This window comes from Zobellia alginiliquefaciens (assembly GCF_029323795.1).
GTDB classification, from domain to species: domain Bacteria; phylum Bacteroidota; class Bacteroidia; order Flavobacteriales; family Flavobacteriaceae; genus Zobellia; species Zobellia alginiliquefaciens.
The window spans coordinates 1,141,700-1,155,500 of record NZ_CP119758.1; the positions used below are offsets into that span (position 1 = coordinate 1,141,700).

A 13,801-nucleotide genomic window follows, 5' to 3' on the forward strand; every position below is an offset into this window, starting at 1 on the left:
TATTATCTTATAAGCTGAATCCAGCCTTTTTTAGTGGTATTGGTTTCAAAACCTTCTACTGTTTCTCCTTCTTGTAAATTGACGTTCAAAACATAGAAATAAGTACCGTCGGGTGCCTGTTTACCCTCCCATGTTCCATCCCAAATAACCTCATCGGTCATTTGATCACCTTCAAAAACCACCTTTCCGTATCTATTGAAAATTTTGATATCGTAAACAAGTTCTATCGTACCAGACTCATGTTCCTTATTTATTTTAAGCACATCATTTGTACCGTCATTATTCGGTGAAAATTGATTGAAAATGATTCCTAACTCTGCTTCGGTCCTTTCAAAAACATTTACCTCTACCGTAGCTTTATTATTATCATACTTACCTTCGCTATCAACAGGAGAGGAACGAATAATCTCTGCAGTGTTTTGAAAGTTATCCGCTGAAGGAAATTGCACCCTAATTTCAAGTGTGGCAACCTCATTTTTAATTAGTTCCGGTATTAACCAAATGCCTGTTTCAGGAGTATATTCCCCTTTATTCGGCGTACTACTGATCAGGACAAAATCGGTATCTTGAGTAGAAGATATAGAGTCTAAAACCTGAATATTGGAAATAGCATTCTCATTGGAGTTATTAGTAACTTTTATAGTGAAAATAACTTCCTGACCAACCAATGGGTTTACACTTTTTAAATCAGCAAAAGGCTCTTGAATTCCCAAAGTATCGTCTTCTTTTACGATTCTTGCGAACTTCTCTAGTTTCAAATCTATCCCTTCGGGCAAATCAATATTTAAAGTAACTTCTGAACTATCATTAGCAGGGTTTTCGTCTACCGGGAACGATTGTAACAATTCGGCAACATTCGTGTATGGACCTCCTTCCAACACATCAACCGTAACGGTTAGAGTAACCGTACCACCTTCAGAAATCTCAGCAATTGCCCACTCTCCAGTAACTATATCATAACTACCATCCGTAGCAGTATGGGCTTTGTACTGAAAACCTGTTTCCAACATTTCACCTATAATAACATTCCGTGCCACACGATTAGAAAGGTTTTTGACATTGATAGTAAAAATAACCTCATCACCAGCTATAGCCTCCGCCTTATCTACAGTTTTTAATACCTCAAGATCTATAGGGGTTGGATCACAGTTTCCATTATTAATATCAGGATCACAAGCATCTAGAGGGTTGGTTCCATCTGCTTCCTCTTGTCCGTCCGTAATACCATCACCATCAGTATCACAAAGTCCGTTAGAATTATCCGGAATACAAGCATTATTGTTTGCTGGATCTAATTGATCAACAACTCCATCCAAATCTGTATCTAAAATATTAGAATCCAAAGCATCAATAATACCATCACCATCTTCGTCTAGAGGGTTATCAAAATCATCACCTACTTCATCTCCATCATTGATACCATCTTCGTCCGAATCAGGGTTATTGGGATCCGTACCCAATATAGCTTCTAGACCACCTAACAATCCATCTCCGTCATCATCCGTATCACAACTACTCACTGAAATAGTCACCTCTGCCGTTTCATTCACACAGGGCTCTTGAGCACCTGTTGTGGTATATGCAAACACATATGTACCATTTGGCAAACCTTGAAAATCCACAACATTCTCACCGTTAATAGTAACATTGGCAGGACCCGAAGACCAAGACCAATTACCTGCACTAGCCGTATCGGCAAACCTAGTATCCAAATCTAAAGTAGTAGTGCCAAATGTAGCATCATTACAGGAAGATGCATTTTCCGGGTTCCCTGCGGTAACCGGAGGAAAAACTACCGCCTCAACCGCAACCCGTGGAGCGGAAGTACAACCATTGGCTTCCGCCTCTACATAGTAGGTTGTGGTATTTGCCAAGTTATCAATAGTAAAACTAGCTCCTGTTCCTATAGGTGAACCTCCCGTTGCACGGTTAAACCAATTAATGGTAGCGTTTTGAGTAGCCGTTGCCCTCAGCACCACTCTTCCTGGCCCGCATCTACTGTCCCCAGCAGTACTTGTTACCTCAGGAGTTTCGCTCTGAGCTAACGTTAATGTTAATAAAGGGCTGGCACAATCATTGATAGCATCATAATAAAACCCGTAATAGGTACCTGGCAGGGGATCATTCAGCCTGTTATTGGGTACAAAACTACCCGTAGGGTCAGTATCATCCGTTGCCCATCGCAAGACCGTACCATTGGGTCCGCTATTAGGCGCATAGTCATTTAATCCTGTAGTTATATCATCACAAAAAGTTCGCTGTACACTTGTATCTAGAACTGGAGCTGCATTTCCAGCGGTACAAGGATCGCAATCATCAACATTTATGGTTACCGATATAGAATCATTAGTACAAGGTGTCTCAGCACCTGTTGTTGTAAACGTATAAACATAAGCACCTTCCGGCTGCCCTCTAAAGTTCACTTGATTATTGGCTCCCGTAGGATTTACCGTTGCTGGTCCTGAAGTATAGGCCCAAGTACCTGCATCATTACCTGTAATTAATGAATTTAATGGAATACGAGTCGGTCCAAATTCATCATTAGCATTATTACACGCGTTTGAAGGAGTTGTTACCGTACCTACCGATGGCGGAGTATTAAACGTTATGGTAACCGGGTTACTGGTCGTAAAACAAGAATTGTCATCCGCCCAATATACGGCGTGATAGGTACCGGAAGCTGTTATTGTGGCAGCCCTTAAAGCCCCTTCCGTTGTTGGATTGGCCGTATCACTCCACCGGAGCGAACTCCCTGCAGGTGCGCCACCTGCACCATCTACTACGTACGTATTTAAATTAACAGAGGCCGTTGGAGGGTTACAAACTGCATTAGCCCTTCCGTTAATAGTAGGAGGTGTATCTCCTGCCACACAATCATTATCAATGATCGTTACCGTGCGATCTGCAACCAACATTTCGGTATGACCGAACTGAGCTGTATTACTAGGGTCTCCAAGAGTTAGAATTATCGTTTCATCGGGTTCTGGGGTTGCATCAGGAGTGGGGTCTACAACTATAGTTTGGGGTGTATTATCACCATTAGCAAAAATTAATTGACCGTTCACAGGACGAGTTGCCGTATAATCCGTACCAAAAGTAGCTGAGCTCAGATTTGCACCTGTAGCGTTAAAATTGTAAGGAACGGTAACATCCGCCCCAGTCGCATTCACCTTATCAAGAGAAAGAGTAAAGGTTGCGGTGCCTGCAGCATCTTCAGCTAGAGTTGCAGGTGTTCTGCTTAAAGTAAATTCGCCCTCATCATTATCCTGAATTGTAAAGGTTATTTTATTATCAGTTGGATGTCTACTTCCTCCTCCTGACACACCGTTAACTACAGGTATTTCAATAGTAATTGTTTCATTTAGTTCTATCAATTGATCATCAGCAATGTTAATATCAACTAGATGTTGAGATGTTAATGCATTGAACTGAAATGTTACTGGAAAGTTTTGGTAATCGCTACCCGAAGTTGCCGCATTTGCGCCGGCAAGTACACTAAGGTTCACAGTATTCGTACCAAATACAGGCCCCCCTGCTTTAGAAACCCTAAATGACAGTATCGCACCTCCTTCTTGTGTCGTTGTCGCCGACGTCGCCGTTAGAGAAAATGTCTGAGCATTAGCAAAATAGCCAACACCCAAAAACAATAAAAATACTAGTACTGCTTTACCCAGTGCTCTCAAACTTTGGGTGAAGCCTATTTTTTTCTTTTTCAATTTCATAACTGTCCTTTGAACAAAAATTCAATTCACAGCAAATAAAGTAGGTCGTGGCTAAATGGGCGTCAATATTACTAAAAAAAATGTCCGCAACCGTAAATTTGGGGTTAAATCAAGGTTTTACGGACGAACTACATCATATACGGATAAAACATCAACTTGGGATATCTGCCGACTGACTTTCTGCTCCCGGAGCGATTTTTCTAACCAATCCTTGCAACACTTTTCCTGGTCCAACCTCAATAAACAAGGAAGCGCCGTCTTTCACCATATTTTCCACACTTTGCGTCCATTTTACGGGAGCGGTCAATTGTGAAATGAGATTCTTCTGAATTTCCGCGGAATCACTCACTGCTACAGTAGTAACATTCTGATATACTGGACAATTAGGTGTTGAAAATGTTGTATTTTCAATTGCTGCCGCCAACTCTTCCCGGGCAGGCTCCATTAATGGTGAGTGGAATGCACCACCTACAGGAAGCACCAAGGCTCTTCTTGCTCCGGCTTCTTTCATATTAACACAGGCTGCTTCAATAGCTTCTACTTCGCCAGAAATAACCAGTTGCCCTGGGCAATTATAATTTGCTGCGACAACCACCCCAGGTGTTTCTTTACATATTTTTTCTACGATAGCATCTTCCAATCCTAAAACTGCAGCCATTGTACTCGGTTTAAGCTCACACGCTTTTTGCATTGCCAACGCACGTTGCGAAACTAATTTTAATCCATCTTCAAAACCCAAGGTTCCATTGGCTACCAATGCCGAAAATTCACCTAATGAATGACCTGCTACCATATCCGGTTTAAAGCTATCCCCCATCACTTTACTCAAAATAACCGAATGCAAGAAAATGGCCGGTTGCGTAACTTTAGTTTGTTTTAAATCTTCAGGCGTACCCTGAAACATAATATCGGTAATAGAAAAACCAAGGATTTCATTGGCTTTTTCAAATAGCTCTTGCGCTAATGGGTACTTTTCGTAAAGGTCCAAGCCCATACCTACAAACTGTGCTCCTTGTCCAGGAAATATATATGCGTTCATTCTTTTTCGTTTTTTGGTGCCTGCAAAAATAACAAATTAAGTATAAGTCCCAACTCGGATGCCTACTCTTCTTATTCTTTGAACCAACTGGAATACATCACATAATTGTTAGCAATACGGTCTATCTCACCTGAGCTCAGCTCAGGACTGATGTCCTTTATCTTTTTAGCAGGTGTTCCTGCAAAAACACTTCCAGAGGGTACATGGGTTCCTTTTGTAACTACGGCTCCCGCCGCAATAATACTATTGCTCTCCACAACACAATCATCCATAATTATACTTCCCATACCCACCAATACATTATCTTTTAAGGTGCAACCGTGAACAATAGCATTATGACCAATGGAGACATTATTACCGATTGTTGTTGGCGATTTCTGGTACGTACAGTGCACTATGGCTCCGTCTTGAACGTTCACCTTATTGCCCATTTTAATAAAATGTACATCTCCCCTAAGCACCGCATTGTACCAAATACTACATTGATCGCCCATAGTTACTTCGCCCACGATAGTAGCATTTTCGGCAATGAAACAATCATCTCCAAATTGCGGTGTTTTTCCGTTAATTGTTTTTATCATAGTTTTTCTTATTAATGTTCTTAAAAATAGGCCAAAAGGTCTTTCTTTTTTGATGCGGACACCAACAGTTCTTTTCCGTTGGAAACCACTACGCTTCCTCCTTTTCCTTTTTTGTACTTGATTACCTCATTTACGTTCACCAAGTACGATTTGTGAATACGGACAAACGGAAAGCTAGCCAATGCTTCTTCAAAATATTTTAGAGTCTTGCTAACAAGTATCTTTTTATTCTCTAGATAGATTTCCGTATAGTTATCATCTGCCTTACAATAGAGAATATCTGCCACATTCAACACCTGAAAACCGTCTTGCTGCGGCAAGGTTATCTTTCCTTGAACGGATTTCAATTTGGGCTGCAGGACCATGTCTTCAAGTTCATTTTCCTTCTCCTTAATCTCTTGAACATAACTTACCGCTTTTATGAGCTCATCAATATTTATAGGTTTCATAAGATAGTAGGCCGCATGATTATTTAAAGCGTCCATAGCATACTGATTATACGCCGTTACAAAAACAGTTTCAAAAGTACGGTCCGGTAATTGGTCCAGTAAATCAAAGGCATTGCCAAAGGGCATTTCTACATCTAAAAATACAAGGTCCAAATCATGTTTTCCGATAAGCTCCAATCCTTCTTGAATGGATGCAGCTTCACCGACTAAATTTACGTCGGCACAATATTTTGACAGATAATTACGGAGTATTTCGCGGCTATTGGCTTCGTCTTCAACAAGTATGGCGTTTAATTTCATAGTAGGGTTTTTGGTAGGGATTGAACCTCATTAGTCTTTTCTCAAAACGAACAGCACTTTTGTACCGGAACCATCTGCAGAAAGGTCAGAAATAGCTACATCTACCTTATTTTTATACATATCGTTTAGAATAGCAATCCGTTTTTGAATGTTACCCATACCTTTGGATTTTTGCTTCTTTTGGTTTTGGGTCTTTAGTTGAGATGATTTCTTTCTTCCAATACCGTCATCGGCAATACTTATTTCTATGGATGTTGCTCCCTTTGGCTGTACATCAATTTTCAAAAGTCCTTTTTCTTCTTTGTACCGAAGTCCGTGCCAAATCGCATTTTCAATATAAGGCTGAAGCAACATGGGCGGAATCTCAAAGGACGAAATATCAATATTCTTATCTACGTTCAGCTCATAATCAAACTTATCCGGAAAACGGGAGTGTTCTAGCTTCACATACAGTTCTAGCTGTTCTAATTCTTTTGTAAGCGGAATAAAATCTTCCTCCGAATTTTCCAATACCGAACGCATTAGAGTTGAAAACTCACTTAAAAACCTGTTAGCACTACGCTCATCGCTCTTAGCTATGTAATTATTTACAGAGTTTAGTGCATTAAATATAAAATGCGGATTCATCTGTGACCGCAACGACTTTAAAGCCAAAAGGTTATTGGCCAATTTTTGTTGCTGATTGCTACGGTAAAAGAAAAATGCAGCCAAACCGAGTAATATCATTCCAAAAATAAGCGAATAGATAATCCATTTTTGACGCTTGTTGTTTTCTTGAATCAATTGCTGTTCCGTCAATGCCAGGTCATACTTGCTTTGTGACAACTCCCGTTCTTGCTCTAAACCGGAAATACGGTTTTGCTTAGAGGCTATCTCACGGTTAAATCGTGCCGCTCGTGATATCTCCTGTTCTTTGCGTACATAAAGCGTATCTACCAAGGACACATAATCTCTATAGGTTTCAAAAGCCTTGGGATAATCGCCCTTATATTCAAAAACTTCAGAGAGTTTTCGGGTTGCATCTTTCTGAACTACCAAATCATCTTCAGAGCCGGCTTCTTCTATACTTTCTTTAAGATAAGGAATGGCCTCATCATACTTATCTTGCGCTATATAGGCATTAGCTATTTTGTAATTGATACGTTGCGAAGTAATGGAATCAAAATCACCCCGTGCTTCCCGCTTACTAGTTTTACCCAAAGGAAGCGTCTTTAATTCATTAAGACTTTTTTTACGTAATTCAATCTCGGCACCGTACTGACTTTTCTGGTTATAAAAATCAGCTACTTTTTCTTTTTCCTGAACAGCGCGTTTTGGCTCAAGCCCTTCCGTAAGCTTTAATGAACTCTTGTAATATGCACTTGCTTCTACCAATTTATCATCCTGGGCATAGGTGTCGGCTATCTTAGAATTTAAATCGGCCAACTTGGGTGTAATTTGGTTTTTTCTGGCGACCAAGATTCCTTCTTCATAAAAAGCTACTGCTTTTCCAATAAGTCCCAAGCCCCTATAGGCGTCACCTAAACTTTCGTTTAATCGTACATTTTGATAAGGTTCCAGACCTTCTATCTTCAGCAATGGACCCAACTCTTTCTCGGCTTCCGAGAACTGTTTGTTCAGTATATACACTTCGGCCAAAAGAAGAGTGGTCCGGGTTGACTTATGGGCTTCAAGCGCATCTTTATAATTGGTAATCGCTAAATCATATTGATTGTGATATCGATATACTTCGCCCAAAGCCACTAAAGATTCCGAAAGCGACTTCTTATCCGCTTGCTTACCTAATACCGCAATAGAATTGGTGATATAATCAATACTGCGTTCAATATCTGTTTGCTTATAGCTATTGGCCGAATCTAAATACACCTGATGCAGGTTGTTTTGTGGCTTGGACATTTTACTGCTACGCACCTCTTTTTGTGCCCACAAGCTCATTGTGGAACATCCTAAAAACAAGAAGATCAATATGTAACGGATTGTTTGCATTTAATTATTTGTACAACGTAAACTTAGTTGAATTATGCGGCACTAAAAAACCACATTTTTCACTAAACCCTCAAAAAATGGATTGTTTTATAGGCTTCCCACACCCAAAAGGTACGTTCCCTACTTCAGAACGCCAGTTCCCTCAAAACAGGTTTTTCAAGAACTAAGTTGCTTCTACTTTTACCTCATCAACAGAAAAAACAGAAACAAATTAATAGCCTCTAAATAGTGCTTTAAAAATTTAAATTATGAAAAACACAGGAAAGATTCTAGGATTAGCTTGCATGTCATTTGCCATCACCAGTATGTACGGTTGCGAGCTAAAACCTAAAAAAGCAACAGCGGAACCCGTACTGGCGCAAGTATTTTCGCCCATACATGACGAAAAACCAAAAAACAACACCGTAAAAATTGCGCTGCTACTAGATACCAGTAATAGTATGGACGGACTCATCAACCAAGCAAAATCTCAGCTTTGGGATATTGTAAACAAGTTTACCTATGCCAAATGCGGAAATGAAGAAAGACCGGAACTGCAAATTGCACTGTATCAATATGGCAACGACAATTTATCTTCCAGAGAAGGTTACATTCAGCAAGTATTGAATTTTAGTGGAGATTTGGATGATATCTCAGAGAAACTCTTTTCATTAACAACTAATGGTGGAGAGGAATTTTGTGGCGAAGTAATTCACACCTCATTAAAGCAATTGAATTGGGGCGACAACCCAGACAATCTAAAAATGATTTTCATTGCCGGTAACGAACCTTTTACCCAAGGCAAACTAAACTATAAAGATGCAGTGATTAACGCAAAAGAGAAAGACATTGTGGTGAATACCATTTTCTGTGGAAACTATCAGCAAGGCATTAATTCGGATTGGAAAAACGGCGCTGTCTTAACCGGAGGAGAATATATAGCTATTGACCATAATCGTAAAGTGGTTCACATAGACACGCCTTATGATGATGTCATCATTAAGCTAAATTCTAAATTGAACAAGACCTATATTTCATACGGTGCTTTGGGTAGCGCCAAAATGGAACAACAGCGTACTCAAGATTCCAACGCTTATGAATTAGAAGAGGTGGTTGCGGTAAAAAGGGCAGTGAGTAAAAGTTCTAGACTTTATAACAATAAGAAATGGGACTTGGTAGATGCATCCGATGATGCCTCTTTTGATATCGCAAAAATAGAGGAAGATGAACTGCCCAAAGAGTTAAAAGGAAAGTCTAAAGATGAAATGGAATCTTATATTAAAGAAAAGAAATCCGAACGCAGTAAAATTCAAAACGAGATTCAAACATTGAATGCGAAACGCGAGCAATTCATTGCCGAAAAGCAAAAAGATGGCGAAAAAGGTGAATTGGAAAATGCGATGCTAGAGGCGATTAAAAAGCAAGCGGCTAAAAAAGATTATAAGTGGGAGGAATAAACCTCTAATACTTAAAAAACAAAAGCATTCCGATGAGTCGGGATGCTTTTATTTTTTATCTGGCTCTTTTTTTCTGCTTTATTGAGCTGCAGGACAGTAACAATCGTACCTGCGTTCTTTTTGTCCAAAATCGTAACCCAAGGTTATTTGGTGAAAGCCACCGCTATCAAAACGAATATCTCCTGACTGATATGAATAGTTGTACGAGACCATAAAGTTTCCAATATTAGCCCCTACGATTGGAGTAAACAGTTGTAAACGCTGTTCGCCAAAACTATCTGAAGTAGCAAACTGTGCTCCTTCAAAACTTCTTCGGTATGACAATCCGCCCCAAATGCGACCAAAATCTACGTCTTTGTAGACTTTTGCATTAAGGTCAATAGACGTTTCTTCCGTAAACTCGCTCATCTGAAATAACACGGAAGGCTCTAATTGCCATTCTTGCTTTCCAAAAACATAACCTACTGAAAACAAATACCGTCGTAAATTATCTATTACAGGAACGTTATCCGGGTCCTGTCTCCCAAAACGATATAAATTACGCTTACTACTCAATAGGTTGTTTATTGCAAAGTGGGCATAAAACTCCATAATATTGTATGAGAAACCAAGGTCCATATTAAAGTACCCTTCGCTAATCTTACTTCCTATTAAAGCGTTATCTGGTTGTGCAGAACGAAATTCGGTTTCATCTAAACTGCTCTGTAAATATGTAGGACTCAACCCAAAAGAAAACTGATTTAATGTCCGCCCATCCCCTCCAAGCTTAAGGTGGTGAGCATAAGTCAGCTTAACGCCAGTCTGAGCGTGGTAGCCATTCGCATCATTAAAAATGATAGCACCTACCCCACTATTACTTTCACCTATTCTAAAATTGGTATTTATAGTCTGTAAATTTGGGGCATCATCTACACTAAACCATTGCATTCTTGCCGTGGCCCTTATCTTTCCGCCCTCACTAATACCGGCCATTGATGGGTAAACGAGATAATAGTTATCGGCTAAATAATCAAAATACACGGGAATACCCTCTTGTGCCGTAGATTGAAATGCAAAGGAGAGTGACGCGAGTAAGAGCAGTAAACGGTATTTCATCGGGTTGATATAATGAGGATAATTGATTGATCGCCTAAATATAAGGTATAACGGATGAAACGTTACATTATTATATAGTCAATTCCATACGGACTGTTCGAAAATAGGTTGTATTTTTACAAAAATTTTGACACCATGAAGGAGTATACAATTACGGTTGTTAAAACCAACAACCCTGCGATTCTTAAATTTGAGACGAATCACTTTTTAACAAAAAACAAGAACTACGAGTTCAAAAACATAGATGAGGCCAAAAATTCACCTTTGGCACAACAGCTTTTTTACCTACCGTTTATTAAGACGGTATACATCTCTGGAAACTTTATTGGTCTTGAGCGCTATGATATAGTTGCATGGGACGATGTAAAAGATGAAGTCGCCCAGCAACTGGTAGATTATCTAAATGCAGATGAACCTATTGTAAATGAAGTAGAGGAAACGTCCAAAAAAGTGGCTATTACAGTTTATGCAGAGGTAACCCCTAACCCATCTGTAATGAAATTTGTTGCCAACAAACCTATTGTACCCGCTGCTTTTGAGTTTAAGAATATAGACGAAGCCAAAAATTCCGAGTTGGCGAAGCAGCTCTTTAACTTTCCGTTCGTAAAAGAGGTTTTCTTTGATATGAATTACGTTTCTGTTAGCAAATATGACGTTGCGGAGTGGGAAGATGTCACCATGCAGTTACGCGAACATATACGGGAATACCTTGCCGATGGCAACGAAGCGGTATCCGAAAGCGCAATAGCTAAGGCAAAAGAAGCTCCTCAAGGAGAAAGCGCTGGATCAAACCAACCTGTAGGGGATTTAGACGACACATCTCAGCAGATAGTTGATATCCTTGAAGAATACGTAAAACCAGCAGTTGCCAGTGACGGTGGCAACATTCTTTTTCAATCTTACGAAGAGAATAGCAAAACGGTAAACGTTATTTTACAAGGTGCCTGTAGCGGTTGCCCTTCATCAACCTTCACTTTAAAGAACGGCATTGAAACCATGTTAAAAAATATGATGGGAGACAAAGTGAACGAAGTAGTTGCTGCTAATGGTTAATGAACTAATTTTTACAGGTTTAGAATCAATAAACCTGACCAATATTTTCGTAATTTGAAACGAATCATAAAAACAAAATATTATGGCAGTTTTAAAAGTTATAGAAGTATTGGCAAATTCTGATAAAAGTTGGGAAGATGCAACCAAACAAGCGGTTGCCCAAGCTTCTAAATCAGTGAAGAATATTAAATCCGTTTATATTAACGAGCAAAGCGCAACAGTTACTGACGGAGAAATGGATAATTACCGTGTAAACGTAAAGATTACTTTTGAAGTAAACTAAGCGTAAAACACCAAATAAATGGAGCGTTGCAACCCCGTTGCAGCGCTTTTTTTATGCTCTAAACAATTAACAATACCGGTACTTCTAACAAATTAAAACTGTAGGTTCACCATCATTTTGGATACATATGAACAAAGTGTTGACCCATTTAGGCTATACACCTTGGATTAACATTAGTTTAATGATTTCAATTTGATTGCCCCTGCCGTATTTAGTAAGTTGCGCCCTTACAAAAATAAAGCCATGGAAAAATTCACAGATTACCAAGAACATATAGACAAAGCCATAGAGTGGACATGGGAGATATTACCAGACCTAGTAATGGCATTAATTATACTATTCTTAGGACTATGGATAGTAGGCTTTCTCAACAAAATGGTCCGCAAATTCTTTGAAAAGAAAGATTACGACCTTGCCCTGGAAAGTTTTTTACAGAGTTTTATAAATATAGCGCTTAAGGTTTTGCTTTTTGTTTTGGTGATTACCCAGTTGGGAGTTAAATCATCATCACTTATTGCCATCATTGGTGCCGCTGGTCTTGCCATTGGTTTGGCCTTACAAGGTTCACTTTCAAATTTTGCGGGCGGTGTCCTTATTCTTCTTTTTAAACCTTTTAAAATTGGCGATTGGATATCAGCTCAAGGAGTAGATGGTTCCGTGAAGGAAATCACCATTTTCTACACTAAGGTAAACACCTTCGGAAACCAACTTGCTATAATTCCCAATGGGCAATTATCGAACAATAACGTTGTAAATTACAGCGCTATGCCCACTCGTAGGGACAATATAAAAGTAGGTATTGGTTATAGTTCCAATATTAAGGTTGCCAAAGATATTATGTTGGATATCTGCAAAAAAAACGAAAATGTACTTAAGGACCCTGCGCCAGAAGTTTATGTTGATGCTTTAGGCGATAGTTCCGTTAACCTTAGTTTACGGTTCTGGGCAGAGAACTCCGTTTTTTGGGCAGCTCACTTCTTTATCATTGAAGAAATAAAAAGAAGATTTGATGAAGCTGAAATTGAAATTCCTTTCCCACAACGCGATGTACATGTAAAAGGAGAAGCTTTAAAAGCAAAAATCGATAATTAAACAGATTACTTTTTTTTCTTCTGCTGAAGAATAAAATCTTTTAAATAATAAGGTTCAAAGTAGGCCACGTCTTCAAAGTGGTCCGCTTTGAACTTTTTATATGATAGCTGGGCCATTTCATTGGCGGAGGGCACAACTGAGACATCAAAACTCAGATTAGGATGTGATACTATGGTCTTGCATTTTTCTGCTCCATTCCCTATTAAAATTACTTTTCCTTTTTCTAAAAATTCACCGAAAGAATTTTCATCTATAATTTCTGCCTCTGTAGCTCTCACCTCATCTTTATCCGAGTTAAATACGGCAGAATACACCTCCATACGGCGCGCATCTAAAACGGGGATGATATACTCTATTTCATGGGAAGTAACTTGTTCCGCCATACTACCCAGGGTAGCTATTGAAATTAAAGGAATATCCAAAGCAAAGCATAATCCCTTGGCGGCAGAAACCCCTATGCGCAAACCTGTGTAGGAGCCTGGGCCTTTACTCACGGCAATGGCATCCAATTCAGAAATATCTAAATTTATTTCTTTCAGTACTTCTTGAATAAAAATATGTAATTGCTCTGCATGCGAATAATTAGGCGTATCGTGCTCCTTAAGTGCCAAAATACGCCCTTCTTTAGCAACACTGACCGAACAGTTGGTCGTTGCCGTTTCTAAGTTTAAGATTATGCTCATAAGGCTGCAAAGATACATGAGAAGATTAAAACTCACACATAAAAAAACCTGCTCGGTTTTACACCGAACAGGTTTCAAATTA

11 protein-coding genes are annotated in these 13,801 nt (G+C 39.3%); 4 read left to right on the plus strand and 7 right to left on the minus strand.

The genetic code is table 11. The annotated features are described in order from the left end of the window. Nucleotides 1–2: 2 nt before the first annotated feature. The 5 genes from P0077_RS04840 to P0077_RS04860 all read right to left on the minus strand — a co-directional run bounded on the left by P0077_RS04840 (nt 3) and on the right by P0077_RS04860 (nt 8,077). Nucleotides 3–3,722, minus strand: a complete 3,720-nt coding sequence (locus P0077_RS04840) for a T9SS type B sorting domain-containing protein (RefSeq protein WP_276168010.1) — start codon at nt 3,720–3,722, stop codon at nt 3–5. 151 nt (nt 3,723–3,873) lie between these two features. Then, on the minus strand, nt 3,874–4,761 hold the full coding sequence (gene fabD, locus P0077_RS04845) for an ACP S-malonyltransferase (protein WP_276168011.1): 888 nt from the start codon (nt 4,759–4,761) through the stop codon (nt 3,874–3,876). A 71-nt stretch (nt 4,762–4,832) separates the two neighbouring features. Continuing rightward, nucleotides 4,833–5,342 (minus strand): gamma carbonic anhydrase family protein, encoded by a 510-nt coding sequence (locus P0077_RS04850; protein ID WP_276168012.1) that lies wholly within the window; start codon nt 5,340–5,342, stop codon nt 4,833–4,835. 20 nt (nt 5,343–5,362) lie between these two features. Beyond that, complete coding sequence (locus P0077_RS04855; protein WP_276168013.1) at nt 5,363–6,091, minus strand: LytR/AlgR family response regulator transcription factor; 729 nt, start codon at nt 6,089–6,091, stop codon at nt 5,363–5,365. Nucleotides 6,092–6,121: 30 nt separating this feature from the next. Continuing rightward, nucleotides 6,122–8,077, minus strand: a complete 1,956-nt coding sequence (locus tag P0077_RS04860; protein WP_276168014.1) for a tetratricopeptide repeat-containing sensor histidine kinase — start codon at nt 8,075–8,077, stop codon at nt 6,122–6,124. Nucleotides 8,078–8,325: 248 nt separating this feature from the next. On the opposite strand from P0077_RS04860, the gene P0077_RS04865 reads away from it, so the two are divergent. Continuing rightward, the gene (locus P0077_RS04865; RefSeq protein ID WP_276168015.1) at nt 8,326–9,513 is read left to right on the plus strand and encodes a VWA domain-containing protein; all 1,188 of its coding nucleotides are present in this window, start codon (nt 8,326–8,328) and stop codon (nt 9,511–9,513) included. Between the two features lie 78 nt (nt 9,514–9,591). On the opposite strand, the gene P0077_RS04870 is transcribed toward P0077_RS04865, so the two are convergent. Then, a complete protein-coding gene (locus tag P0077_RS04870) occupies nt 9,592–10,608 on the minus strand; it encodes a PorP/SprF family type IX secretion system membrane protein (protein WP_276168016.1) in 1,017 nt (338 codons plus the stop codon). A gap of 135 nt (nt 10,609–10,743) precedes the next feature. Here P0077_RS04870 and P0077_RS04875 point away from each other — a divergent pair, with 135 nt between their 5' ends. The 3 genes from P0077_RS04875 (at nt 10,744) to P0077_RS04885 (ending at nt 13,036) form a co-directional block, all read left to right on the plus strand. Continuing rightward, nucleotides 10,744–11,661, plus strand: a complete 918-nt coding sequence (locus P0077_RS04875; protein WP_276168017.1) for a NifU family protein — start codon at nt 10,744–10,746, stop codon at nt 11,659–11,661. Between the two features lie 82 nt (nt 11,662–11,743). After that, on the plus strand, nt 11,744–11,944 hold the full coding sequence (locus tag P0077_RS04880; RefSeq protein WP_276168018.1) for a dodecin family protein: 201 nt from the start codon (nt 11,744–11,746) through the stop codon (nt 11,942–11,944). Between the two features lie 243 nt (nt 11,945–12,187). Beyond that, nucleotides 12,188–13,036 carry a mechanosensitive ion channel family protein gene (locus P0077_RS04885; RefSeq protein WP_276168019.1) on the plus strand — a complete coding sequence of 283 codons (849 nt, stop codon included), beginning with the start codon at nt 12,188–12,190 and terminating at the stop codon, nt 13,034–13,036. Between the two features lie 5 nt (nt 13,037–13,041). Here the strand turns inward: P0077_RS04885 and tsaB are convergent, their stop codons facing one another. Next, the gene (tsaB, locus tag P0077_RS04890; protein ID WP_276168020.1) at nt 13,042–13,719 is read right to left on the minus strand and encodes a tRNA (adenosine(37)-N6)-threonylcarbamoyltransferase complex dimerization subunit type 1 TsaB; all 678 of its coding nucleotides are present in this window, start codon (nt 13,717–13,719) and stop codon (nt 13,042–13,044) included. Nucleotides 13,720–13,801: the final 82 nt, after the last annotated feature.